The organism is Streptomyces sp. NPDC054841 (assembly GCF_053611045.1).
In genome coordinates this window covers 1-23,690 of record NZ_JBSGZO010000013.1, presented here as the reverse complement: position 1 = coordinate 23,690, position 23,690 = coordinate 1, and the positions used below count along the sequence as shown (strand labels likewise).

At 70.4% G+C, this 23,690-nt stretch carries 21 protein-coding genes and 1 pseudogene; 9 read left to right on the top strand and 13 right to left on the bottom strand.

The annotated features are described in order from the left end of the window. Positions 1-3 precede the first annotated feature (3 nt). The 4 genes from ACWGI8_RS03605 (at position 4) to ACWGI8_RS03590 (ending at position 4,775) form a co-directional block, all read left to right on the top strand. Positions 4-912, top strand: a complete 909-nt coding sequence (locus ACWGI8_RS03605; RefSeq protein WP_453658318.1) for an ABC transporter ATP-binding protein — start codon at positions 4-6, stop codon at positions 910-912. Then, positions 909-1,919 (top strand): ABC transporter permease, encoded by a 1,011-nt coding sequence (locus tag ACWGI8_RS03600; RefSeq protein ID WP_453658316.1) that lies wholly within the window; start codon positions 909-911, stop codon positions 1,917-1,919. Before ACWGI8_RS03605 ends, ACWGI8_RS03600 begins: the two co-directional genes overlap by 4 nt. Before the next feature lie 105 nt (positions 1,920-2,024). Beyond that, positions 2,025-3,380, top strand: coding sequence for an LLM class flavin-dependent oxidoreductase (locus ACWGI8_RS03595; RefSeq protein ID WP_453658314.1), 1,356 nt, complete (start codon positions 2,025-2,027; stop codon positions 3,378-3,380). A 435-nt stretch (positions 3,381-3,815) separates the two neighbouring features. Continuing rightward, a complete protein-coding gene (locus ACWGI8_RS03590; RefSeq protein WP_453658312.1) occupies positions 3,816-4,775 on the top strand; it encodes a DUF4331 family protein in 960 nt (319 codons plus the stop codon). Positions 4,776-4,806: 31 nt separating this feature from the next. Here the strand turns inward: ACWGI8_RS03590 and ACWGI8_RS03585 are convergent, their stop codons facing one another. From ACWGI8_RS03585 to ACWGI8_RS03560, 6 genes are all read right to left on the bottom strand, one after another. After that, on the bottom strand, positions 4,807-6,213 hold the full coding sequence (locus tag ACWGI8_RS03585; RefSeq protein WP_453658310.1) for an amidase: 1,407 nt from the start codon (positions 6,211-6,213) through the stop codon (positions 4,807-4,809). Between the two features lie 198 nt (positions 6,214-6,411). After that, entirely contained in the window at positions 6,412-7,503 is a 1,092-nt protein-coding gene (locus ACWGI8_RS03580; RefSeq protein ID WP_453658308.1) for a hypothetical protein, read from the bottom strand. A 364-nt stretch (positions 7,504-7,867) separates the two neighbouring features. After that, a complete protein-coding gene (locus tag ACWGI8_RS03575; RefSeq protein ID WP_453658306.1) occupies positions 7,868-8,530 on the bottom strand; it encodes a lysophospholipid acyltransferase family protein in 663 nt (220 codons plus the stop codon). A 494-nt stretch (positions 8,531-9,024) separates the two neighbouring features. Next, a complete protein-coding gene (locus ACWGI8_RS03570) occupies positions 9,025-10,245 on the bottom strand; it encodes a lipase family protein (protein ID WP_453658304.1) in 1,221 nt (406 codons plus the stop codon). A gap of 223 nt (positions 10,246-10,468) precedes the next feature. Continuing rightward, positions 10,469-10,924: a Fur family transcriptional regulator gene (locus tag ACWGI8_RS03565; protein ID WP_453658302.1), complete on the bottom strand. Its 456-nt coding sequence runs from the start codon at positions 10,922-10,924 to the stop codon at positions 10,469-10,471. Continuing rightward, positions 10,921-11,538 carry an ATP-binding protein gene (locus ACWGI8_RS03560; RefSeq protein ID WP_453658300.1) on the bottom strand — a complete coding sequence of 206 codons (618 nt, stop codon included), beginning with the start codon at positions 11,536-11,538 and terminating at the stop codon, positions 10,921-10,923. The genes ACWGI8_RS03565 and ACWGI8_RS03560 overlap by 4 nt, the downstream gene beginning before the upstream one ends. 353 nt (positions 11,539-11,891) lie before the next feature. Here ACWGI8_RS03560 and ACWGI8_RS03555 point away from each other — a divergent pair, with 353 nt between their 5' ends. Next, positions 11,892-12,083 (top strand): hypothetical protein, encoded by a 192-nt coding sequence (locus tag ACWGI8_RS03555; RefSeq protein ID WP_453658298.1) that lies wholly within the window; start codon positions 11,892-11,894, stop codon positions 12,081-12,083. 18 nt (positions 12,084-12,101) lie between these two features. Here ACWGI8_RS03555 and ACWGI8_RS03550 read toward each other — a convergent pair whose 3' ends face one another. Next, a complete protein-coding gene (locus ACWGI8_RS03550) occupies positions 12,102-13,208 on the bottom strand; it encodes a helix-turn-helix domain-containing protein (protein WP_453658296.1) in 1,107 nt (368 codons plus the stop codon). Positions 13,209-13,502: 294 nt separating this feature from the next. Between ACWGI8_RS03550 and ACWGI8_RS03545 the strand changes: the two genes are divergently transcribed. After that, complete coding sequence (locus ACWGI8_RS03545) at positions 13,503-14,006, top strand: GNAT family N-acetyltransferase (protein ID WP_453658294.1); 504 nt, start codon at positions 13,503-13,505, stop codon at positions 14,004-14,006. 44 nt (positions 14,007-14,050) lie between these two features. Here ACWGI8_RS03545 and ACWGI8_RS03540 read toward each other — a convergent pair whose 3' ends face one another. The 3 genes from ACWGI8_RS03540 to ACWGI8_RS03530 form a co-directional block, all read right to left on the bottom strand. Next, positions 14,051-14,800: an SDR family NAD(P)-dependent oxidoreductase gene (locus tag ACWGI8_RS03540; RefSeq protein WP_453658292.1), complete on the bottom strand. Its 750-nt coding sequence runs from the start codon at positions 14,798-14,800 to the stop codon at positions 14,051-14,053. Positions 14,801-15,041: 241 nt separating this feature from the next. Further along, positions 15,042-16,256 carry an amino acid aminotransferase gene (locus ACWGI8_RS03535; protein ID WP_453658290.1) on the bottom strand — a complete coding sequence of 405 codons (1,215 nt, stop codon included), beginning with the start codon at positions 16,254-16,256 and terminating at the stop codon, positions 15,042-15,044. Beyond that, positions 16,249-17,256 carry a DMT family transporter gene (locus ACWGI8_RS03530; RefSeq protein ID WP_453658288.1) on the bottom strand — a complete coding sequence of 336 codons (1,008 nt, stop codon included), beginning with the start codon at positions 17,254-17,256 and terminating at the stop codon, positions 16,249-16,251. Before ACWGI8_RS03530 ends, ACWGI8_RS03535 begins: the two co-directional genes overlap by 8 nt. Positions 17,257-17,406: 150 nt before the next feature. On the opposite strand from ACWGI8_RS03530, the gene ACWGI8_RS03525 reads away from it, so the two are divergent. Both ACWGI8_RS03525 and ACWGI8_RS03520 read left to right on the top strand, forming a co-directional pair. After that, positions 17,407-17,895, top strand: coding sequence for an Lrp/AsnC family transcriptional regulator (locus ACWGI8_RS03525; protein WP_453658286.1), 489 nt, complete (start codon positions 17,407-17,409; stop codon positions 17,893-17,895). A gap of 219 nt (positions 17,896-18,114) precedes the next feature. Further along, positions 18,115-20,877, top strand: a complete 2,763-nt coding sequence (locus ACWGI8_RS03520) for an ABC transporter substrate-binding protein (protein ID WP_453658284.1) — start codon at positions 18,115-18,117, stop codon at positions 20,875-20,877. Between the two features lie 83 nt (positions 20,878-20,960). On the opposite strand, the gene ACWGI8_RS03515 is transcribed toward ACWGI8_RS03520, so the two are convergent. Then, positions 20,961-21,941 carry an ArsR family transcriptional regulator gene (locus tag ACWGI8_RS03515; RefSeq protein ID WP_453658282.1) on the bottom strand — a complete coding sequence of 327 codons (981 nt, stop codon included), beginning with the start codon at positions 21,939-21,941 and terminating at the stop codon, positions 20,961-20,963. A gap of 86 nt (positions 21,942-22,027) precedes the next feature. On the opposite strand from ACWGI8_RS03515, the gene ACWGI8_RS03510 reads away from it, so the two are divergent. Continuing rightward, on the top strand, positions 22,028-23,305 hold the full coding sequence (locus ACWGI8_RS03510; protein ID WP_453658280.1) for an alpha/beta hydrolase: 1,278 nt from the start codon (positions 22,028-22,030) through the stop codon (positions 23,303-23,305). Between the two features lie 4 nt (positions 23,306-23,309). Here the strand turns inward: ACWGI8_RS03510 and ACWGI8_RS03505 are convergent, their stop codons facing one another. Together ACWGI8_RS03505 and ACWGI8_RS03500 are read right to left on the bottom strand one after the other, a co-directional pair. Further along, positions 23,310-23,489 carry a hypothetical protein gene (locus tag ACWGI8_RS03505; RefSeq protein WP_453658278.1) on the bottom strand — a complete coding sequence of 60 codons (180 nt, stop codon included), beginning with the start codon at positions 23,487-23,489 and terminating at the stop codon, positions 23,310-23,312. Further along, positions 23,486-23,690, bottom strand: a pseudogene (locus tag ACWGI8_RS03500) (hypothetical protein); the annotation flags it as partial. The gene ACWGI8_RS03505 and the pseudogene ACWGI8_RS03500, both read right to left, overlap by 4 nt.

Here is a 23,690-nt window from a genome sequence, read left to right as displayed (position 1 = left end):
CTCATGACCGAACCCAACACACCGAAGATCGTGTTCGAGCAGGTGCGCAAGACGTTTCCCGTCAAGGACCGCACGAAAGGCCGCTCGAAGGGCCGTACCACGGGCCCTACCACGGGCCGTGCGAAGGACCGTACGAAGCACCTCACGGGCACACGGCGGACCACCGAGTTCACCGCGCTCGACGGCATCGACCTGCGCATCGAGGCAGGCGAGTTCGTGGTCGTCGTCGGTCCCAGCGGCTGCGGCAAATCGACGCTGCTGGATCTGCTGGGCGGCCTGACACCGGTCACGGCCGGGCAGATCCTGCTGGACGGCGAACCGGTCACCGGACCCGGCGTCGACCGGGGCATCGTCTTCCAGCAGTACGCGCTGCTGCCATGGCGCACGGCCCTGGGCAATGTCGAGTTCGGTCTTGAGGCGACCGGGGTGCCCCGCAGGGAGCGGGCGGAGCGGGCGAGGGCTCATCTGGACCTGGTGGGCCTGTCCGGTTTCGAGGACCGGCATCCGCACGAGCTGTCGGGCGGTATGCGTCAGCGGGTCGCCATCGCCCGCAGCCTCGCGTACGACCCCGACGTGCTGCTGATGGACGAACCCTTCGCGGCTCTGGACGCACAGACCCGGGAGTCCCTGCAGGACGAGCTGCTGCGGATCTGGCAGCGCACCGGCAAGACGATCGTGTTCATCACCCATGGCATCGAGGAGGCCGTCTACCTGGGACAGCGGGTTGCGGTGCTGACCTCCCGGCCGGGGCGCGTCAAGGAAGTCGTGCCCATCTCGTTCGCCTCCCGTGCGGCGACGGACGATCTGCGGTCGAGCCCGGAGTTCGCGCAGTACCGGCACCGCATCTGGGAGCTGCTGCACGACGAGGTCGCCAGGGCCCAGCAGTTGGAGAAGGAGAGTGCTGCCGTATGAGTCCCGCAGCCGACACGAGTACGGCGGTGGGTCGCGACATTGCCACCGACACCACCGCCGCCACCGTCACCGTCACGCCGGAGAAGACCACTCCGGAGAAGACCACTCCGGAGAAGTCCACGCAGGCCGCCGCCCCGGAGCCGTCGGCCGCATCCACGGCTACGCCCGGCGGGGCCGGGCGCCGACCGGGACGGGCCACCGACCGGATCCGCCGTCCGCTGCACCGGCCATTGCGCCGGCCGGCCCGACTGCTGCTCACCGCTGCCACGAAGTCGGCCGCGATCGTGGCACTGCTGGTGGTGTGGGAGGCCGCACCCCGGCTGGGTCTGGTCGACGGGACATTCCTTCCGCCGTTCAGCGAAGTGGCGCTCGCCTGGTGGGAGTTGCTGATCGACGGACAGCTCGCCGACAACACAGGTGCCAGTCTGGTGCGCTCGCTCAGCGGATTCGGTCTCGCCGTCGCCGTCGCCGTACCGCTGGGACTGCTGATCGGCTGGTACCGGCCGGTTGCGGATCTGCTCGGACCACTGCTGGAGGTGTTCCGCAACACCGCGGCGCTGGCCCTGCTGCCGGTCTTCGTGCTGCTGCTGGGGATCGGGGAGACCTCCAAGATCTCCATCGTGGTGTACGCATGCACCTGGCCGATCCTGCTCAACACCATCAGCGCGGTACGCAACGCGGACCCCACCCTGGTGAAGCTGGCGAAGTCGGTGAATCTGTCCGCGCCGCGGCTGTTCCAGAAGGTGATCCTGCCGTCCTCGGTTCCGGCGATCTTCACCGGCATCCGGCTGGCCGGAGCGGTGTCCATCCTGGTGCTGGTTGCCGCCGAGATGATCGGCGCGAAGGCAGGGCTCGGCTATCTGATCAACGCATCGCAGTACAACTTCGCGATTCCGCAGATGTATGCGGGCATCATCACGATCTCCGCCATCGGCGTGATCTTCAACCAGCTGCTGGTGGCCGTCGAACGGCGGCTCAGCTCGTGGCGCGTGCCGGCTTCCGGCTGACGCCGAGCGGTTCTGGCGGATACGTCGACGCACACACCGGCCCCGCCCGGCCTCATTCGTTCTGCTCTTCTCACTCTCTCCCACCCCCTCTCACCCGGGACTGCCATGACCACCTCCGGCCCACGCCAACTGCACCTCAACGCCTTCCTGATGAACGCCGGCCACCACGATGCCGCCTGGCGCCACCCTCGTACCCAGCCAGAACGGGTCACCGACCTGCGCTACTTCCAGGAACTCGCACAGATCGCCGATCGCGGCAAACTCGACTCGGTCTTCTTCGCCGACGGACTCGCCCTGTGGGGCAAGATCCGGCACAACGCGCTCGGCGGCTTCGAACCGCTCACCCTGCTGTCCGCGCTGGCCGCCGTGACCGAGCACGTCGGCCTGATCGCCACCGTCAGCACCACCTACAACGAGCCCTTCCACACCGCGCGCAAGTTCGCGTCCCTGGACCATCTCAGCGGCGGCCGGGCGGGCTGGAACATCGTCACCTCGGGCAGCGTCGACGAAGCACGCAACTTCGGCCAGGACGAGCACCTGGAGCACGGCCTGCGCTATCAGCGGGCACGCGAGTTCGTCGAGGTGGCCACCAAGCTGTGGGACAGCTGGGACGACGACGCCATCGTGCTCGACCGGACGCACGGCATCTACGCCGACACCGACAGGGTGCGGCAGATCGACCACCGGGGCGAGTACTTCGGGGTGCGTGGGCCGCTGAACGTGCCGCGCTCTCCCCAGGGCCATCCCCTGCTGGTGCAGGCGGGATCCTCCGAGGACGGCAAGGAGTTCGCCGCGCAGTACGCCGAGGCCGTCTTCACCGCCCAGCAGACCCTCGCCGACGGCCAGGCCTTCTACAAGGACCTCAAGTCCCGGCTGGCCCGGTACGGCCGGGCCGAGGACGAGCTGAAGATCCTGCCCGGGATCTGCCCCGTGATCGGCTCCACCGAGGCAGAGGCCCGCGCCCTGGAGGCGGAGCTGACCGAGCTGCAGATCCCCGAGTACGGCCTCGCTCAGCTGTCCGGAATGCTCGGTGCGGACCTGAGCGGTCTGCCGCTGGACGGCCCGCTGCCCGAGCTGCCCGAGGAACGGGACATCAACGGCAACAAGAGCCGCTTCACCCTGGTCGCCGAGCTCGCCCGCCGCGACGGCCTCACCCTGCGGGAGCTGATCGCCCGGCTCGGCGGCGGGCGGGGGCACCGCGTCTTCGCCGGAACTGCGGAGCAGATCGCCGACCAGCTGGAGGAGTGGTTCACCCAGGGCGCCGCGGACGGCTTCAACATCATGCCGCCGCTGCTGCCCAGCGGGCTCACGCACTTCGTGGACCAGGTGGTACCGGAGCTGCAGCACCGGGGGCTGTTCCGTACCGAGTACACCGGACGCACCCTGCGTGAGCACTACGGCCTGCCCCGGCCCGCCAACCGGTTCACCGGGGCGGCCGCCGACGAGAGGCGGGCCGTGTGAGCGGTGCTATGTGAGCGGTGCCGAGTGAGCGGTGCCGTGTGAGCGAGCCGAGTGAGCGGTGCCGTGTGAGCGGTGCGCGGCACCGGCGCAACCCGCATCACCGGCGACGACTGCCCCGCCACCGTGCCCGGTCCGTACGTGGCCGGGGACGCGGCCACCCGCGAGGAGATCTGCGGCGTGCTCGCCCGCCCGGACGAATGCCGAGCCCGCTTCCGCCGAACGCGTGACGACTCTCCGGGCGGTCGGCCCGCCGCCATACCATCGACCACCTGCTCGCAGAGCGGCGACGCGCCTGGCACGCCTTGTTGAACCGGTTCCCCGCCTCCCACGGGTGAACCGGTTACTGCCTGTGGGCTTGTCGTGCCGCGCCCCGGGCCGGGACGCGGTCGACTGGGGATGCTGCCGCATTCCTTCGTACGACCACCCGGGAGAGACATGTCGCACCATCTCAGCGGGCCCGACCTCCGTTCCCCGAAAGGGGACGCGCGCCTCGACCTGACGGATCTCTTCGTCTTCCCGGCCCCGGGCGGCCGTCGCACCGTCCTGATCATGAACGTGAATCCGTTCGCCCCCAGCCAGGGCGACGCTTTCCACCCGGACGCGGTCTACCGGATCAACGTGGACACCGACAGCGACCACAGGGCCGACGTGGCGTACAGCTTTGTCTTCTCCGAGCCACTCGACGGTGAGCAGACCGCGACCGTCCTGCGGGCTGTCGGCGATGCGGCGCGCGATCACGAGGCCGCCGGGGAGGTCCTCTTCACCGAGGTCCCCGTCGCCTTCGGGGCCGAGCCGTTGCCCGTCGTGTCCGGCGAGCACCGGTTCTCCGCCGGCCTGCGCAGCGACCCGTTCTTCGCGGACCTCGACGGCATCGTCAACGACTTCACATGGACGGGCAACGACTTCGGCGCCGACAAGAACGTCTTCGGCATCGTCCTGGAGGTGCCGGACTCCGACCTGGGCGACGACCCCATCGGCGTGTGGGCTCGCGTCAGCGTGCGCAAGAACGGCGAGCTGCTCTCGGTCGATCGCGGCGCCCACCCCTCCCTCACCGCGTACTTCAACGCCAACGAGGTCAAGGACTCCTACAACGCGGGCGAACCCGCCGACGACTGGGCAACATACCTCGAACCGTGGTCCGCGGTCCTCGCCCGAACCGGCGGCTACGACAGGGCGGGCGCCGAGCGGGCGCTGCGCACCGTGCTGCCCGACATCCTCGACTACGACCGCGAACGGCCCATCGCCTACCCCAACGGCCGCACCCTCACGGACGACGTGACCGACGCCCGCCTCGCCATGGTCACGGGCGGCAAGATCACCGAGGACCACATCGGCCCGCATACCGACCTGCTGCCCGAGTTCCCGTACCTGGGCCCCCCGCACCCCCTCGGGTAGCTCGCGCGGAGCCCAACCCGGGCAAGTGCTCCTACGAGGAGGATCTCAGCGGGGTGTCTCCGGCCCAGGGGCGAGCGGTCTCGAGTTGAGCGGCCAGTGACAGCAGTGTCGTCTCGTCGTCCCGGCGGCCGACCAACTGTACGGCGAGAGGCAGGCCGGAGTTGGTGAACCCGGCCGGGACCGAGGCCGCGGGGTTGCCGGTGACGTTCCACAGCGCGCAGTACGCGATCATCGGCATCGCCCGCAGCACGGCCCGGACCGTGCCGGTGCCGCTCAGCTGCCCTGTCCTGGGCGGCAGGCGCGCGATCGTCGGGGTGAGCAGCACGTCGATCCGATCGAAGACCCGGTTCGCCTTGGCTGCGACCTTCTCGCCCTGCGCGATGCCCCACCGCGTGACCCCCGGCCGGGCCCAGGTACCGAGGCGCACCGTCTCACGGGTCCGCCGCTCGAGCCGCTTGTAGTCGTCCATCGCGAAGGCCTCGGTGCGCAACCCGGCGAACCACTGGGGCACGAACGCCGCCGTCGGGTCCGGGTAGTGAGGATCGATCTCCTCGACGTGATGGCCCAGCTCTGCGAGCAGCGCCGCCGTATCCGTGACGGCCCGAACCACTTCGGCCGCCGGCCGCACTCCACGGGCGACCGGCTTGGTCGACCAGCCGATCCTCAGCCGCCCGGGTCCGCTCGCGGCGGCCGCCGCGAACGAGGTGGCCGGCTCGGCGGCGCGGAACATGTCCCCGGCCGTGGAACCCCGGATCGCGTCGTGGACGAGGGCGCAGTCCAGCACCGAGCGCGTCAGCGGACCGATCACGCCCAGCCCCCACCACAGGTGCGGGTGCGGGGAGGTGGAGACGCGCCCGCGTGTGGGCTTCAGCCCGAACAGTCCGCAGCAGGCGGCCGGAATCCGGATCGAGCCGCCGCCGTCTCCGCCGATGGCGGCCGGAACGAGACCGGCCGCGACCGCCACCGCGGAGCCACCGCTGGAACCACCCGGTGAGTGCTCCAGCGACCACGGGTTGCGCGTGGCGCCGTGCGCCGACGACTCGGTGAACGGGAACAGGCCGAACTCCGGCATGTTCGTCTTGCCGATGACGACCGCACCCGCGGCACGCAGTCTGCGCACCACCTCACTGTCCGCTGCCGCGGGCCGGGTGTTGGCGGCGGTACCGAACGTCGTCACGTGACCGGAGACGTCGTTCTCCTCCTTGATGGCGACCGGCACCCCGTGCAGCGGACCCCGCTCGCCCACTGGTGTGGCATCCCGCCGAGCGGCCTCGGCCAGCGCCTCTTCGGCCATGACCACGGTGAACGCGTTGAGGGCGCCGTCGTGGTTCTCGATGCGGGCGAGCAGCAGCTCGGTGAGCTGACGGGCTGACACATCACCGGCACGGACGGCTGCGGCCTGCCCGGCGACTCCTGCGTACACAAGATCCTCAGTCATTGACGGGGAACGTACATCCGGCCGCCCTCGCCCACGTAGCGCAAGCCATGGTGACGCCCGTCACATCGACATGCCTGGCCGTCCCGGTCGCAATCGGAGGCAGGTTGCTCCCGGCCAGGAGTCCGGAGTCACGAGTCCAGAGTCACGAGTCAGGAGTCACGAGTCCGGAGTCACGAGTCAGAAGCGACGGGACCGCCCTCACTCCCCTGACGTCGTCGGGCGGTTCCCCTTGGCCTTCTTCGCTGCGGTGCCCCGGGCCAGTTCGAACGCGGCAACCGGGTCCGCCTCCTTGTTCCAGGGCGCCGCGCCGCACCAGGGGCCGATACGGCGGAACTGCTCCAGTGCCGCCTCGTGGAGTCCGGCCTTGCCGAGGTGGTACGCCAGCTTGTGGCGCAGCCGGGGCAGGCGTTCGTCGTCGCCGGGCACCTGGTTCAGGGAGTCGGCAACGGTTTCGAGCAGTTCCTTGGCCTTGCGGGAGGAGGGTATGGCCGAGGAACCCTTCTCGAGCTCGTCCAGCGCGTGCAGATGCATGCCGGCGAGCGGGCTTCCGGCCGGGGCGTACCGTACGGCACGCTCGGCGAACTCCAGCATCAGCTCGTCGGAGCCGAACCACTTCGCGCACCAGTACTGCAGGGCCTGCCAATGACCGGCGTAGTGGTAGGGGGCACGCGCCACGAGCCCTTCCCACAGCGGTCGGAACTGGGCTCCCGAGTACTGCACTCCGCGGGCGGCGGTGACCATGACGACCCACGGACCGGGGTTCAGCGGATCGAGTTCGGCGGCCTGCTTCGCAGCGGTGATCGAGGCGGGGAGCAGCTCCCGGAATCGCTTCATCCGCTCATCCGGGACCTTGTGTGCGTACTCGGTGCCACGGATCGCCCAGGCGCTGTGGAGGAGCATCTGGGCGTACAGGGTGGCGGCGTCGCAGTTCTCCGGCTGGACCGCGCGCCAGTTGTCCAGCCAGGCGTCCGCTTCGTCGGCGATCTGCTGCAGCAGCTCCATCCGGGACCACCGCTCGTCCCAGTCCTCGCCCGCGGCCTCCACATACGCGGCCGCCGGGCGCCAGTCCCCTTCCCAGGCCGCGTCCGCGACGGCCTGCATTTCCTTGAACCGATAGGGGGGTACGGGCGGCCCTGCCCGCTGGGGGTCCAACTGGTCCCGGGGCACGAGTCCGTACTCTTCGGGGACGAATCGATTGCGGACCCAGCTCTTACGACGCGCAGGCGCCAGGAAGATGCCGCCCAGCCAGGCGAAGATCGCGCCGGTGATGACGGCGAAGATGATTGTCACGGCCGCGATCATCCATGGTCGCAGTCACACCGAGCAACATCTTTGGCTATGGCTCGGCGGGCTTGGCCCCGGCGCCCGCCGGCTGCGCGGCATCGCTCTTGCCGCCTTCTTCCCGCCTCCACACGCGGTCGTCGCGAGGAGAGCAACAGCCGTCACCGCGATCGAGGCGCCATGCCACTTGCCCATGTCAACACTCCCGACTTCCCTGCCACATGGCGCTCAAGCGCCCTGACGCCCCCAAGCACGGCGCAGGGAGGAGGGTGGTTCGGCAGAGCTTCGCAAGGCCGCCGGCGACGTCGATCCGGAAGCCGTCGACGCCGCGGCGCAGCCAGAAGTGCAGCAACGTCCTCGAACTCGACGCGAACTACGCAGCGAGCGCGGCGGCTTCGCCGAGGTGGGCAGCCGCTGTCCTCCACGCGGCCGTCACTGCCGTGCGGGCCTGAGCAGTCCGCATGGCACCGTCACCCGTCAGCTCGAGCGGAACTCCCACGTGGACGTGCAGATTCGGGCGGCGCAGTGGCGCGGTGGCCAGGCCCGCGATCTGCTTGGCAGCATTCCCCGAGATGACCCGGCGTGCCCCGGCCTGCCCTACAGGAACGACAGGCGCGCCGGTGCGGAGAGCGAGCCGGGACAGGCCACTGCGGAAGGTACTGGGAGCCGCCTCGGCGGCGTCCTTGCGGCGCGGGAGGCCGCCCTCGGCGTAGATGAGGACCAGCCGACCCCTCTCCAGGGCCGCTGCGGCGAGGTCGAGGGCGTCCGCAGCCCGCCGGGTCCCGCGGAACACCGGGACGTGTCCTCCGCGGGTCAGAGTGTGTCCCAGGAGCGGGACACGCCACAGGCCGGCGGCAGCCATGACGACCGGCTCGACACCGAGGCGGTGCAGAGCAGCGAGCACGACGGCGGGGTCGGCGAGCGAGGTGTGGTTCGCGGCGAGGATACTGCCCGGCGCCAGTTCGGTACCGTCGTCGGCGCTCACCGAGAGGCGTCCCACCGCGGGCACCAGAGCACCGGCGATACAGCTGAGCATGTTGGTCTCCCGGTCTCAACGATGTTGAGCTACATCGTCGGCGGCGAGCGGCCTGCGGGAATGAGCGGACGTACTCAACTGCAGCCTGGGCCCCATACCCAGATCACAACTCCACCAGGAGACTCGTTCCCCACGTCGCGGTTCCGGCTCAGGTCCTGTGGGCCCACGCCGAGTGACCGCTGCTGGTCCAGCGCGCGGCGAGGCAGTTGCACCTCGCGGCGGCCATCCGGTGGCATCTGCGCTGTCCACCCAGCCGTGCGCCGGCTCGCACAGGTGACCGAGGACTCGCTGAAGCCGCATGTGCAGCTCGGCTTGCACGCGCAGGAGTCGGACCGGCTGCCGGTCTGTGGTGAGTGCCTCACCGACGTGGGTGGAGGCCGATCGCCGGGAAGCAGCCGCCGCATCAGGGGACACCGCCATGTTCCAGCGTCCCACGCCGAGCAGTTCCAGGTGGTGGGTGTGCAACGCGGACCAGCCGTTGCCGGTGGCGCGCTTCAGTCGGTCTTCTCAGACTCGTCGAAGAACCTGACGATCCGGGGCAGGGCGTGCCGCACCGATCCGTTGTGGTCGTAGTCGCCGACATCGGTCAGCCGGCGTGCGGCGCCGTTCCTCGTCAACTGGTCGGCACAGTACACCGCGTGACTGAAGTCGACGTCCTTGTCGCCCCGGCCGTGGAAGATCTCCACCGGTACGTTCGGCCGCCAGTCGCACGTGTTGTCCACCGGGCGCAGCTTGTCCTTCAGGACACCGTCGGGCTTGCGGATCTTGTTCAGGAAGTCCTCGGTGAACAGGTCCTTGGAGGCCGCCGGGAGTTCGCTGACGATCTGCCCGACGGTGTGATGACCATCGAAGAGACCCTCCACCTTGCTGTCGTAGGGGGAGCGGAAGACGTCGCCGGGTGACGTGTAAAGGCCGTACATCTTGTTCCAGGCGGTGACGAAGTAGGCGAGGTAGATGCCGGATTTGGCGATCTTGTCGTCGGCGGCGGCGGCTTCGAAGGCCGAGAGGTTGTAGGGGCCGCTGACCGGGGCGAGTGCCCCCAGCCTGAAGTAGCGGTCGGCGCCGTCCTGCTGAAGCGCCCGGCCTACCAGCATGGTCGCGGGGCCGCCCTGCGAGAACCCGCTGACCTGAACTTTCCGCTTCAGCTCCCGGCCGTTCCGGTGGGCGAAGGTCCGGGCCGCGCGCAGGCCGTCCACCGAGGCCGCGACGGTGGCCCGAGGGTCACCGTAGGGGTGGAAGCCTTCGCCCGAGCCGAGGCCCACGTAGTCGGGCGCCGAAACGGCCCGCCCGGTCGAGGCGAACAGCAGGGCGACGAGCCGGTCGTTCGACTTCGGATTCTCCGAGGCGACGTCCTTGCGGTAGACGGTGGTGCCGTGCAGCCAGGAGACGGTGGACAGGTGGCGGGCCCCGTTCTTGGGCAGGACGACGAGCTGGCTCGCGGTCGTGGGGGCGCCCTCGCTGTCAGTGGTGCGGTAGGTGACCCGATAGGCGGTCACGCCGTAGCGGACCTGGGACGAGTCGATCTTTCCCCGGAGTTCCCCGGCCACTTCCTCCGCTGTGAGGTCGGCCGCTTGCTCGACGGAGACGACGGCACCGCCTTGTGCCCGCTCGCTGTCGGAGCCGGCCGCCGCCGAGACCGGAGCCAGCAGGGCGGACACACTGCCGAGGACCGCCGCACCAGCCAGAATCCGGATACTTGTTCGCCGTAAAGTCATGGATGGATCATGCCCGTCGACCGCTCCGCTGGGACATGGAGCGACCCCCCGGGCCGCAAGGGGGGAAAACCCCCTCGGGGCCCGTAGGGGATTGGTGCTGCCAGGTCCCTCCGGCCTCAGCGGCGAGCTGGGCGGTGCTGTCGTCGTGGTGGCCGAGCATCCGGGCGACCACGGGGGCGGGTGCCTGGAGGGCGAGGTGACGGATGGCCGGGACGGGCGACGGCTATGCCCGGGCGACGGTCCCGCAGTCGGGGCACATACCCCAGAAGGTCACCGCGGCCTCCTGGGTGTCGTACTCCTCCGGCAACTGCGGCTCCATGCATGGAGCCGCGCCCACCGTGCATTCGACGTCACGGATGGCACCGCAGCGGCGGCACACAAAGTGGTGGTGGTTGTCGTGGCGCTCGATCTCGTAGCGCGCCGGGTGACCGGGGATGTGCGTGCACCGCACCAATCCGGCGTCCGTGAGGGCGCGCAGCACATTGTAGGTGGCCTGCAAAGACAGGCGGCCCGTGACCCGCTGAGCGCGCTCGCGCAGGGTTTCGGCGTCCAGGTGGCCGGGCGACTCGTAGACAGCCATCAGCAGGGCCATGCGCTGGGCGGTCACGCGCATGCCCGACGTGCGCAGCCGTGCCGCGGCCAGCGCCATGGGTTCCTCGCCGGTCGTCGCGGTTGTCATGCTGCCCTGGTCTTCCCGTCGCCCTTCAAGGTGTCCAGGCCATCCAGGCCGGTCTTCCCCGTCCATGATCCGCCCTGGCCGTCCAGGGCGTCCAGGGCGTCCATTCCGTACATTCCGTCCATTCCGTCCAGGTCAGGTGTGTCCGCGTCGGCGGAGAGCTCGAACCACACGCTCTTCCCCTCGGGCCCGCGCTCACAGCCCCACCGTGCGGCCAGCATGTCCACGAGTGCCAGGCCGCGGCCGTCCTCGTCCTCGGGGCCGGCATCAGTCGGGCAGGGAGGTTCCGAGGAGCCGTCGCTGACCAGGCAGCGCACATCGGACAGCCGCTCAAGGGTGAGGCGCAGTGGGCCGACGGCATGACGCAATGCGTTGCACACCAGCTCGCTCACCAGCAGCTCGGCGGTCGGGACGAGCTCGCCGAGACCCCAGCGAGGGAGTACGTCGCGTATAGCGGTCCTCGCCAGAGCGCACGCGGTCGACGACCACGGCAGAGGCCAGGGCCCGCCCACGAACGATTCCTCGCAGGTCACCGCCAGTGGCGCGGCGGGGTGTGCGGGCGGAGCGCAGCGCTGAGAGGCAGGGGCAGCCGCGTCCGTGGGGATGGTGCGGTCCATGAGGGCGAGCCTTCGGTGGAGGTTGCAATCTCTCCTTCGACGGTACGGGTTTTCTGGAATAGTTCAAGTCTTTGGACCGACTCAAGCGACTGGAGGCTTATCGCATCCGCCACTGGGGTCCAGCAGCCGCCGTCACAACGCTGCCGCCGCCACCCCGGCGGCAGGCTCCGGTCCGGAGCCGCTGGACCCCGCTCTGTCCCAGTCGTGCGGGAGACCGGAGCCTCCATAGGTGCGGTGCATCTGCTGCCGCCGGGTGAGAGAGTGCTGCGGCCGGCGGTGATGAGCTGGCAGCGGGTGGAGGAACTGTCGGAGCTCGGGATGCGCTGGTCATGGCCGGTCCCACACCCTGCCTCGTGTCTGAGGAGGCCGCGCCGCGCGACGTGAGGAGGGCCGGGCTACGTGCCGGGCCCGGCGGACACGTCCAGCTCTGCATCGGCAACGGCAACGGCAAAGTCGTCCACGCACCCCGCCCCGGCAGCACCGTCACCATTGCGCCGTTGCCGCCGTCCTCACAAGTCGTTGCCTACCGCCACATCAGCGCGTAGAACCGGCCGATGCGCCGATCACACACAGTCGTTGGTGACGTCCCAGCACGTCTCCTCCGGGAATGAGTCGCCACCACCCGACACAGGCGGCGTGGTGAAGGACGGCGGTGGTTCGTACGTGGGCGGTGGTTCATACACGGTCGGACCCGGTTGCTGCGGGGTCCGCCCTGGCTCCGGCTTCCTGGGAACGGTTGGCTTCTTGGACGGGGTCACCGACGGGGCATCCACCGTCCCGCTCGACGCAGGCCCGTCCTTGACCGGCTTGGTGACGGCAGCGCTGGACGTGGCACCGCCCGAGGGACGACCAGACTCTCTCGACGGAGACACAGTGGCTGCCGGAGCGCCCGTCCGGGGCACTTGCGGCCCGCCAGAGTCGTCGCGGGGAAGCAGGATCCCTGTGACAGCTGCGGTGAGGAGCACGATCACCGCACTGGCCGCGATCACCAGGCTCGGCCGCCGAAGACGACGCAGAGCCCCCTGCGGCCCCGCAGGTGCGGGCCGCGCCGTCCGGGGCGCAGCAGAGGGATTCCCCTGCGCCAGGCTCGTGGACAGGGAACCCGCGTTGGCGCCAGTCGCCGGCACAGCCACCGGCGATGGCTCAAACGCGGGTGGAGGCACCGCGACCTTCTGCCCTTCTGCAGGAACAGCAGGAACAGCAGGAACAGCAGGATTCTCCGCTTCGTCCGCCACACCAGCGACGTCCGCCTCAGCGGCTTCGCTATGGGAGGCGGCGCCCTTCCGTGAGCCTTCGTCCAGGCCGCTTCGCTGCTCCGGGCCTGGATCCAGGCGCTGCGCGTCAGGCGATCCCACCGGCGCCGCATCTTCGGCTGACACGACATCGAAGGCGTACTGCTCGAGCTCGACAGCCAGGCGTTTGCGGACTCCGACCCAGGCCTCGACCGTGGGCTCGTCACCGCCACAAGCTCGGACGAATGCAGCCAGCAACTCCTCGCGCGGCAGCTCCTGCCGGCTCAGTACGCCAGCGAGCGTGGCACGTGGAAGAACGTCGCCGGCCGCCCCCGCCCGGCGTTCCAACTCGCGATAGCTCAGATGCGCCCACTGCCGTAATTGCCGCATCACTGCCACGAACTGCGCAGAGTTCCCAGCGTCATGCGGGCGCGGCATCCCCCCGTCCACCTCAGTCCCCCGGTTCCTGTTGTCGGAGCTCAGTCATCCTCGGCAGCTTAGAGAACCCGGAAGGGCCATAACCCATCCTCTCCTCGATCCATTGACGCCGGCTCGCGGTGCACTGGCCGACACGTCGAGCGCAAGCTCGGCCTCAGCTGTCGCATCAAACCGGGCTGCACCACGGCTGCCCGGCAGATCTCCGTAGTTGGTCTGTCGTCGGCCATGGGGCAATGCTGCGAAGGTCAATACTCCAGCTGTAGTTCGTGATGATCCACGGGGCAGAGTAGGGGCATGTCTACGTACGAGACGATGTCGTTCCACCTTGAGACCGAGCGGCTGACACTGCGGCCGTGGGCCGAGTCGGACGCCGCTGAGCTCCGCGCCCTCCACTCCGAACGTGGCAACGGGACGCCCACGGTTGAGCACACCCGGACGCTCATCGCGACGCAGCTCACCGCAACGGCGACGACAGGGATCGCCCTGCTGCCCATCCAGCGCCGTGACGAAGGCGACTTCATCGGCTATTGCGGGTTGATCATCGGCCGCTCCACCGTAGAGGAGCCTGAAATCGCGTATGAGTTGTTCCAGCGTGCACATGGGCGTGGCTACGCCACCGAGGCGGCCGGCGCGGTGCTCGATGCCGCAATAGCGACCGGGCGGAAGCGGCTCTGGTCGACCGTCGGCACATGGAACACACCGTCGTTCCGTGTTCTTGAGAAGCTCGGGTTCGAGCGGGATCACATTTCCACGGACGACAGCGGCGAAGTCGTATGGCTCACACGCTCGTTGCCGTGACGCGGGGTCGCGCCCCGGGACTTCAGTTGTCAGCGGATGGCTTCTCAGGTCAGATTCAGCCCGCCGTCCAGCACGATGACCTCACCGGTGAGATAGGTGCTGGCGATCACTGACGCCACCAGGTCCGCCACGTCGGCGGGCTGGGCCGGGCGGTGCATGGGCGCGCGGTCCCGCCACAGCTCGTGCGCCTGCGCCCAGTCCTTCGTCATCGGCGTGTCCACCAGCCCCGGCGCCACCGCGTTGACCCGCACCTCGGGCCCGAGCGCGGCCGCGAGCAGCCGGGTCACGTGATTGAGCGCGGCCTTGCTCGCCGCGTACGGCACCGATGAGCCCTTGGGGCGCACCCCGGCGTGGCTGGTGACGTTCACGATGCTGCCTCCCACGGGGGATCGGCGCAGCGCCGGAAGTGCCGCCGTGCACAGCACCCATGGCGCGATCAGGTTGACCTCCAGCAGTTGCCGCCAGTCCGCCGGTGTCGCCGCGGCCAGGTCGTCGTGCGGGATCGGCCAACTGATGCCCGCGTTGTTCACCAGCACGTCCAGCCGCCCGTACCGGCCGAGCGCGGCCTCGACCAGCCCCCGGGCTTCCTCCTCCACCGCCAGATCCGCCCGCACGTATGCGCCGCCGAGCTCCGCCGCCAGCGCCTCCCCGGCCTCCACACTGCGCCGCGAGTGCACGACGACCCGCATCCCGTCCGCCGCCAGCCTTCGCGCGACGGCCTCCCCGATCCCCGACGTGGACCCGCTGACCAGGGCGACGGGCCGATCCGCTTGTTCGATTCGTTCGATCATCATGCCCGCGGATCCTGCCACGGTCCCCTGTGTTCGGTCGGCCGGTCGTCGAGGGGCGCGCACTGGGGCGCCTACCCGGCTGGGGATTCCCTTTCGCCCGTCCTCACCGCTCCGAGGCCGCTTCACCTGCGTGTGCTCGGGCGCGGGCTCGGGCTCGGGCTCGGGCTCGGGCTCGGGCTCGGGCTCGGGCTCGGGCTCGGGCTCGGGCTCGGGCTCGGGCTCGGGCTCGGGGCGCTGCGCACCGTCAGACGAACGGGACGGCGCGAGCCGTGTCGACGGTGCCGAGGACCGCGGCGATGCCCTGTGCCAGGAACGGGATCCGGTGCGCCGAGATGCCGGCGATGTTGATGCGCCCCGAGGCCGTGCCGTAGATGGCGAACTGCCGGCGCAGCCGGCGCATGTGGTCCGGCGTGAGCGGCAGCATCGAGAACATGCCCTTCTGTCGCGCGAGCGCCTCCGCCTGGGTGCCGCAGCCCAGCGCACCGAGGTGTGCGACCAGATCCGACCGGTTGGCCGTTATCCGGTTGCGCATGACGTCGAGTTCGGCCCGCCAAGCGGCCCGCAGTTGCACGTCCTCGAGGATGGTGGTGACGACGGCGGCGCCGTGCTCCGGTGGCATCGAGTACAGCGTCCGTGCGGCGTTCTGCAGTGCCGTTTCCACGTGCCGCAGCGCCTGCCGCGACGATCCGAGGACGACCGCACAGCCGGTGCGGTCGCTGTAGAGGCCGAAGTTCTTGGAACAGCTGACGGCGATGAGCATCTCCGGGAGCCGGTCGGCCAGCATCCGGGTGGCCCTCAGGTCGGCCTCGAGGCCGTCACCGAGCCCGTGGTACGCCAGGTCGACGAAGGGAACCCAGCCGTTGGTCGCGGCGAGCTCGGCCAGCGCCTCCCATGTCTCGAAGGAGGGGTCGACTCCCGTGGGGTTGTGGCAGCAGCCCTGGAGCAGGACGACGTCTTTGCTTCCGGCGGCACGCAGGTCGTCGAGCATGCCCGTGGTGTCGGGGAGCCCTTCGGAGTCGAGTCGGCCGTATGTCCGGACCTTCAGGCCGGCGGCTTCCAGGATGGGCCGGTGGTTGACGTAGGCGGGGTCACTGATCCACACCGTCGCGCCCGGGTGGGTCTGGCGCACCAGGTCGGCCAGCAGTCGCAGTGCTCCGGTGCCCGCCACGGTCTGGACGGCCGTGGCGCGTGCGGTCAGGGCTTCGGTGCCCAGGACCATGGACAGCATGGCGCGGTTGAAGGCGGTGTTGCCCGAGAGTCCGCGGTACTCCTTGGAGGCGGAACGTTCCGCCAGGTGCAGCTCGGCCTTCCGGACCGCCGCCATGACGGGGGTGGTCCCGGTGTGGTCGCGGTAGACGCCGAGGACGAGGTCGAGGCGCTCGGGACGCGTGTCGGCGGCGTACTCGGCGGCAAGGTCCCACAGCGGGTCGACGGGCGGGGAGGGCAGGAGCTCAAGCATCAGCGGGAACCTTGTGTCGGGGGCGTCGGTTGGCGAGGACCACGCCGGAGGTGATGAGGGGGACGCCGACGAGGACGGACAGGGTCGGCGACTCGTGCAGGAGGGGGATGGCGAGCAGGACGACGGCGACCGGGCTGAGGCTGCCGAAGACCGAGCTGCGCTCCGGTCCCAGCCGGCGGATCGCGAACGCGTACAGCAGACCGGCACACAGGCCGACACCCAGGCCCTGCACGACGAGGAACAGCGCGATGTCGCCGCCGGCCGCCCGGGCGAGACCGGTGGGCAGGACATCGGTCAGGGCCAGGATCGCGATCACGGCGAACGACGGCAGGCACAGCAGCCCGATGGACCCGACGGGGTCGAGGTCCACTTCCCGCAGCCCCACGGTGTACAGGGCCCACAGCCCGCTGGCGACGAGCAGCGTGCCCGAACCGAGCAGAACGTCCTGGTCCAGCGCGGCGGTGTAGCGCCAGACCAGCGCGACGACGCCGGCCACGATCAGCACCAGCCCGGCCCTCTGCGTTCCGCGCGGAGCACCGCGGCCGCCCGCAACCATGAGGGCTGAGACGAACAGCGGGACCATCCCGGGGACGATCGCACCGACGAATGCGGCCGACGTCAGCGACCCGCCGTACATCGCCGCGAGAAAGAACGGCACCCCGGCACCGCAGACGATCTTGGCTGCGGGACCCGGCCGCACGGCGGCCAGCCGGCGCCGGCGCCGCCACAGGGCGGGCGCCAGGACGACGAGGGGCACGCCGAACCGCAGCAGGGCCGCGTCGGCGGGCAGCAGGGTGGAGTCGCTGAGAGCTCGGGCGCTCAGGGCGAACGCGGCCCAGATCGTCACGGTCAGCAGCAGTGCCAGCATCCCCGCCGTCTGCGGAGAGAGCCGTCCGTGTCCGGCGGCACGGAACGCCGGGGAGGTGCTCTGGGAGGCGCTCCGGGAGGTGCTCTCCACCCCGGCGGGCGGCGCTGCCCCCGACGCTTTCACCGTGACCACCGAAGATTCCTCCCGCCCATGACCTGCTCGGGCGGCACCGACTACCCACCCTGGTTCTTGTGAGCAAGGTTAGAGCGATCAGTGGGGCAGCCGATTGCTAGTTCTGCCCTCTCGACCTAGCCTGGAGGCAGAATCTGCCAAGGAGTGACGATGGACGCTGTGGATCTCCAGATCATCCACGAGTTGCAGGCGGACGGGCGCCTGTCCAACCAGGACCTGGCCGACCGTGTCCGGCTCTCCCCGTCGCCCTGTCTGCGCCGGGTACGCCGCCTGGAGGAGTCGGGCCTGATCAGCGGCTACACGGCCATGGTGGACCAAGTCGCCTTCGGCCTCCCGATCACCGTGTTCGTACGGGTCCGCCTGGAACGCCACACCGCCGAAGCCGTCAATGTGTTCGAGCAGCACGTCGGCCTCATCGAGCACATCCAGGACTGCTACCTGATGGCGGGCAGCAGCGACTACCTGCTCAGAGTCGTCATCGAAAGCCTGGAGGCGTACGAGACGCTGGTGCGCACGCAGATCCACGCCATTCCCGGCATCACGTCGATCGAATCCAGCTTCGCGTTCGGAAGCGTCAAGCAGTCCAAGGTCTATCCGCGCCCCGGCAGCCCGTCGCGACCCGGTGCTCGCACCCCTTAGAGCGCGGCGTCGTGGTGACCTACGACCCCGCCCCGGAAAGCCGCACCCCGGGAGCCCGTGCCGGGAACGGCCCCACGGGCCGGGGGTCCGGACGCCGGTCCGAGGGCGGGGACGTCCCCGGCAGGATTGTGCCTGCCATGTGATCCAACTCCACGCTTGCATATGGCAGTCCATGGGAATAAACCTTGCTTCTCAGGGGGAACAAGGGGGGGCCTACTCATGACTGCAGGGGATCCACAAAGCCGCATTCCGGCCTATCCGGGTGTCGAGCGCTTCATCGACGCGTTCGACAAACTGGTGGTACAGCCGCGGCGCAGCCGCAGCAGAGTGCCGGTCGTCCTGCTCAGTGAGCCGGGCGGCGGCAATGCGGGACGCCGGATCGTCACGGGGCTCCGCTCACGGATGCGCGGCCGCAGCGAGGTCCTCGCCCCGCACGCGTACATCCCGCAGATCCCGGACGGGACCGAGCCGCCGCCGCTCGAGCTCTTCGAGCATCTGACTCTTCAGCTTGCCGAGACCATGCCACCCGGCACCGGTGAACTGCGGCTGCACAGCTACCGGTTGCTGCGCTCCGTCGTCACCGCGCCCGCCATCGAGGGACTCATGGAGCGCCGCCACGCCGAGCTGCGCAACCACTGCTACACGGAGCACCGCAACTGGTCCCGTACCGCCCAGACCCTGTGGTGGCTCGGCGGCCGCGATCAGGCCAGCGGCGGCACGCTGCTCGAGCTGCTGTGGAACTTCATCGCAGGCCCACTCTTCCAGCGGCTGCCGCGCGCCATCTACGGTTGGCGCGCCAACCGCCGCATGCTCGGGCGGGCCCGCAGCCGCAGCTGGTACGCCGAGTGGGTGCGCCGTCAGCACGGCAGCCCGCCCACCGACTTCTTCCGCTCCGCGCTCGACCTCGTACACGGCGAGCCGGCCAGTGAGCCGGAGCGCATGGACCGGGTGCTCATGCACGCCCTGCTCGCCGACCTCGACCAGGCGTGCCGGGCCCGTCTCTTCAATCCCTGGCGGAGACGACGCACCTCCCGCTTCGTGCTTCTCTTCGACGAGGCGGGGCCGGCCGACTCGCGCGTCCAGCGCTTCTTGCGTGAACTCCGCTCCGCCATGGAGGACTTGCGCTGTACGTCGGTGTTCGCGGTGGCGGGCGGCGTGCGCTCGCTGGCCTCACGCATCCCCGACATCGACGCATCGGGCCTCGCCCACGCCGGCGCCGAGCTGATCAACATCGAGCGGCGCGGGATGACGCCGGGTCAGCCGACCGGCATCGTCGTGCCGGTGGCCGAGGGTCCCGAGGACGACCAGGCGGCGGTGTACTGGCTGGGCCGCTGGCCCACGCTGGTGACGCCGTCGCCGCGCTGGGGTCCCGGCGCCGAGGTGGCCGGAGTGCTCGGCGTCGGAACGCTCGCACTCGCACTCGCCGCCGGCCTCGTCCTCGTACCGGACATCGCGAACCGCGAAAAGGACGACCCCTGCCAGGGCTCCACCTTCCTCGGCACCGACGGGCAGTGCGTCGGCGTCGCCGAAGGCGCGGCCGGCTTCGGCAAGGAGCCCAGTGAGCAGGCCGTACGGGCCGTGCTCCAGCAGATCGAGCGGCAGAACGAGGAGGTCGACAAGGAGCTCGCGGGCCGGCCCGACGACGACCCGCGGCCCGGTCGTCGCACCGTCGTCTACTTCGGCCCGCTCACCGGCGGCAAGAACGCCGAAGACCCGGTGCGCGGTGGCACGTTGGCGGAGCTGCGCGGCATCGCGCTGGCACAGCAGCACATCAACGCCCAGGCGCTGCGTTCCGGAGAGCGCGTCCCGCTGCGGGTGCTCGCCGCCAACGCGGGTGACCGCTTCAAGGACGCACCCGCCGTCGCCGACCGGATCGCACAGCTCGCCGCGAGCGATCCGTCCATCGCGGGCGTCGTCGGTTTCGGGCAGAGCCGCCGCAATACGTACGACGCGATACGCACCCTCGACAAGGCCGGCATCCCGATGGTCGGCACCTCGGGCACCGCCGATGAACTCCTTCGCCAGGGCGAGCACTACTACCAGACGGCCGCCACCGATGCGCGGGCCGCCGAGCTGATGGCAGCGTTCGCTTCGAGCGCCGGGATGACCACGGGCGGGCAGAAGGCGCGCCGGGTGAGTCTCGTCGCCGACGCCACCGACGCCTACAGCAACAGCCTTGCCGCGTCCTTCCGTGCCTCGTACGGGCCGGGGCGCACCGACGTGCTCCTCTACACCCCCGCCGACGCACCGGAACCGGGACCGGTGCCGGGTGCGCTCGGTGGGCGGCCCGTGCCGACCGTGGAGGACCTGGCCCGCGAGGTCTGCCGTGCCGTGCGTGAGGAGCCGCGGACGGCTGTGGTGTGGTCGGCGCGGGCCAGCCAGTTCCAGCTGTTCCTGGCCGAGATCGCCCGTATCTCCGGCGACTGCCCGAGGATCACCGTGCTCGGCGGGGACGACGTCACCAACACGCTGACGGACGAGCAGCGCCCCTGGGACGACTTCAAGGGCCTCACCCTCTTCTACGTCTCGCACGGCTACGCCCCCACGCTGGCGGCACGGAGCCCGGAGGCCGCGGCCTTCCTCGCCGCATACGACCGTGCGTACGGCGGCGACCACAGCGCCAGGACGAAGGCGATACGCGAGGACGGTCATGTCGCGCTCGCCTGGGACGCGTTGCGCTACCTCGCCGAAGGCATCGACCAGGCCTGGCGCACCACCGGCGGGCATGACGACCGCCTCGACCGCGGGCTGCTGCAAGGCGTGCTCTACCAGGGCCTGGGCGGCGGGGGCTTCGACGGCGCCACCGGCCGTATCGACGCGCACGGCGCGGCGGGCGGGGGACGGCTGACGGAGGACAAGCTGCTTGCGGTGCTGCGGGGCAGCAGCGACGAGCCGGCGACCGAGCTGCTGTGCGGCACGGTGGCACGCGGCGATGAACGCAAGAGGTGGGGGCCGAAGGGCGAGGAGCACCCGTGTCCGTAACGGCGTCGGCTCACGCAGGGCCCAGCTCCCCGGGACGCACCCTGGCGCCTGTTCGGCGGGGCGCTCGGCGGAGAAGCGGACGGTCACCGGGTGTCCGTCCCGCTGTGCCGACGGACCAGCAGGCTCCCCAGGGCGGTGCGCTGGTGCAGCACCGCCCGGCCGGCGCGGACCGTGGTGATCAGTCCCGCGCCGCGCAGCGCGGCGGCATGGGCGGAGGCGGTGGCATTGCTGACGGCCAGTCGGCGGGCGAGGCCGCTGGTGGTGTGCTCCTCGACGAGCAGCAACAGAGCGTCGAGGCGGGTCCGGCCGAGCATTCGGGCCAGCGCGTCGTCCGCCCCGCCCGACGCGTCCGGTGCGAGTGGCAGACCCGGACCGGCTGGGTAGGTCAGGAACACGGGACCGTCGGGCAGATCGGCGATGAGAGGGTGGCCGGTCCAGTGGAAGGTGGGTTGGAGCACCAGGCCGCGGCCGCCCGGCGTGAGGTCCGATTCCCAGGGCGCCTCCAACTCCCAGACGTCCTCGTGCAGGCGGCTTCCGGGGACGAGAGCGGTGAGGGCGGCGGCGGTGCCGTGCTCGGCCACGGTCAGCGCGTAGCGGGTGAACTCTGCCTGGTGCAGGTCCTGTACCAGGGGCCATACGGGGCGCAGCACGGTCTCGAAGGCCGCCTGTTGTGCGCGGCGCAGGAGTTGCCAGGCATCGTCATCGCCCCGGTGCAGACCACGGATCCACTGCGGGGAAGGGCCGGGGTGCCGGGCGTAGACCCGCTCGATCTCGGAGCGGACCAGGGCCGGTTGGGAGGCTCGTACGGTGTCCAGTCCTTCTGTCAGGTCGTCGCTGAACACGTCGATGAACTTGGGGGCCTCCGTGCCGGGAACCAGGTCCGCCAGCGGGTCGGCTGCGGCCGGCAGGGTCCGGAGCAGCCGCTGTCGCCAGCGACCGAAGAGCAGTTCGCCGTCGGGGCGGCACATCCTCATGAGGGCCACGTTCAGCTCCTGTAAAGGGGCCGGCCGGGGCCCGAACCGGACCCGGACGAAGTCGGTGGCCGTGAAATGGATCCGTATCACTACTCTCCCCGGCGGCAGTCCGCCATCGTTTCGGTCTGGACCTCAACCATCGCCCGCGTTCCCCGCCGAACGACAGCATGCCCACCATGTTCTCTTCTTCCTTCACCCCTGGTGCGGCCGGTACGGACCGCCGGACCGTCGTCAAGTCGGCCGCGCTGGCAGCCGGGTTGCTCCTCATGGGCGGCGAGGGTGTCGCACGGGGCCAGACACGGGCCCAGGCTCGGCCCGCGGACGGTGTCACCGTACGGCTGCCCGCGCCGACCGGCCCGCACCGCATCGGCGTCGCCACCCTCTGTCTGGTCGACCGCTTCCGGTGCGACCCGTGGGATCCCGCGATCCCCGTACGGGAGGTCGTGGTCACGGTGTTCTATCCGGCCCGTACCGTCCGCAACTACCCGGTCGCACCGCAGATGACCGAGACCACCGCGGCGATGTTCAACGACATCGACGTCCGCATCCACGGCCTGCCCCGGTCCGGTGTGAACTGGGCGGCTACCGCGTCCCATGCGCACATGGGCGCGCCCGCGCAGGCCGTACGGCGACCGGTGCTCCTCTACAGCCCGGGCGGCGGCGACCCGCGCACCCTGGGCACCGGGCTCGCCGAGGAACTGGCGAGCCACGGACATGTGGTGGTGACCGTCGATCACCCCGGCGACGCCGGCGAGGTCGAGTTCCCCAACACCACGGCGTACCGGAACCGTCCCTATCGCACCACGGTGTTCCGGGACGACCCCCGCAAGGATCCGCAGCTGGCCCGCACCATGATCGACACCAGGATCGCGGACCTGGGCTTCGTCCTCGACCAACTGGCGGCCCTGGCTGCCGGCCGCAATCCGGATGCGGCGGGGCGCGCACTGCCGGAGCACCTCGGGCGTGCCCTGGATCTGCGGCGGGTGGGCTGCTACGGCCACTCCGCCGGGGGCACCGCCGTGGCCCAGGCGATGTACGAGGACCGCCGGATCGCTGCGGCGGTCAACCTGGAGGGCTATCTGGGCCATCCGCCCCGCCGGCCCGGTCAGGAGGGGGAGCTGTACCCGGTCGCCCGCTACGGGGTGGACCGGCCGCTGCTCCTGCTGGGAACCGACGGGTTCATCGGCAACGAGGGGGCGAAGAAGGAGCTGGAGTCTTCCTGGTCGGCCATGCTCGCCCATCCGCACGGGTGGACCCGCCGACGGCAGATCGACCGCGCCGCACATTGGGTGTTCACCGACTACGCCGCCATGGTGCCCCAGTTGCGGGCGGCCGGGCTGATGACGGCCGACGCGCGGCGTGCGTTGGTCGGCACGCTCGACCCCGCAGTATCGGTGCCCACGGTGCGCCGCCACGTACGCTCGTTCTTCGCCCGGCACCTGCCGCGGTACTGAGAGATCACGCGGGCGGGTCGGGGGCATCGGCCGGGTCGGGTGTCCCTGCGGTGGCTGGTCGCAGCCCGGGCCGGTAGCCGGCGGTCGACGACGCGTTGGCGAGCGCGATGCACGCCTCGATGACACGGGCCCTGCGCTCGGTGCTGCCGCCGCCGACCGCACCGCCGGCACCCGGCCCGATCACCGAACGCGCATCTCGGTGATCGCAGATCGCGACCTCGCGTGATCGCTCACAGGTCGCGCGTGCTCTCGTTCTTCTGTCTGTCCGTTCCGAATCGCGTTCACCAGTCCGGCAACAAGGTTGGCCCGCTCGGCCATGGCTGCGATCACCAGGTACTCGTGGTCGGCGTGGGCACCGCCCCCGACTGCTCCAAGGCCGTCGAGT

Excerpts from the sequence above, each read along its gene's own strand:
- ACWGI8_RS03600 (WP_453658316.1), top strand. The coding sequence starts at position 909 with ATGAGTCCCGCAGCCGACACGAGTACGGCGGTGGGTCGCGACATTGCC.
- ACWGI8_RS03510 (WP_453658280.1), top strand. The coding sequence starts at position 22,028 with ATGTTCTCTTCTTCCTTCACCCCTGGTGCGGCCGGTACGGACCGCCGG.
- ACWGI8_RS03525 (WP_453658286.1), top strand. The coding sequence starts at position 17,407 with ATGGACGCTGTGGATCTCCAGATCATCCACGAGTTGCAGGCGGACGGG.
- ACWGI8_RS03550 (WP_453658296.1), bottom strand. The coding sequence starts at position 13,208 with ATGCCGCGCCCGCATGACGCTGGGAACTCTGCGCAGTTCGTGGCAGTG.
- ACWGI8_RS03565 (WP_453658302.1), bottom strand. The coding sequence starts at position 10,924 with ATGACAACCGCGACGACCGGCGAGGAACCCATGGCGCTGGCCGCGGCA.
- ACWGI8_RS03605 (WP_453658318.1), top strand. The coding sequence starts at position 4 with ATGACCGAACCCAACACACCGAAGATCGTGTTCGAGCAGGTGCGCAAG.
- ACWGI8_RS03575 (WP_453658306.1), bottom strand. The coding sequence starts at position 8,530 with ATGCTCAGCTGTATCGCCGGTGCTCTGGTGCCCGCGGTGGGACGCCTC.
- ACWGI8_RS03585 (WP_453658310.1), bottom strand. The coding sequence starts at position 6,213 with ATGACTGAGGATCTTGTGTACGCAGGAGTCGCCGGGCAGGCCGCAGCC.
- ACWGI8_RS03535 (WP_453658290.1), bottom strand. The coding sequence starts at position 16,256 with ATGCTTGAGCTCCTGCCCTCCCCGCCCGTCGACCCGCTGTGGGACCTT.
- ACWGI8_RS03520 (WP_453658284.1), top strand. The coding sequence starts at position 18,115 with ATGACTGCAGGGGATCCACAAAGCCGCATTCCGGCCTATCCGGGTGTC.
- ACWGI8_RS03595 (WP_453658314.1), top strand. The coding sequence starts at position 2,025 with ATGACCACCTCCGGCCCACGCCAACTGCACCTCAACGCCTTCCTGATG.
- ACWGI8_RS03570 (WP_453658304.1), bottom strand. The coding sequence starts at position 10,245 with ATGACTTTACGGCGAACAAGTATCCGGATTCTGGCTGGTGCGGCGGTC.
- ACWGI8_RS03540 (WP_453658292.1), bottom strand. The coding sequence starts at position 14,800 with ATGATGATCGAACGAATCGAACAAGCGGATCGGCCCGTCGCCCTGGTC.
- ACWGI8_RS03545 (WP_453658294.1), top strand. The coding sequence starts at position 13,503 with ATGTCTACGTACGAGACGATGTCGTTCCACCTTGAGACCGAGCGGCTG.
- ACWGI8_RS03560 (WP_453658300.1), bottom strand. The coding sequence starts at position 11,538 with ATGGACCGCACCATCCCCACGGACGCGGCTGCCCCTGCCTCTCAGCGC.
- ACWGI8_RS03590 (WP_453658312.1), top strand. The coding sequence starts at position 3,816 with ATGTCGCACCATCTCAGCGGGCCCGACCTCCGTTCCCCGAAAGGGGAC.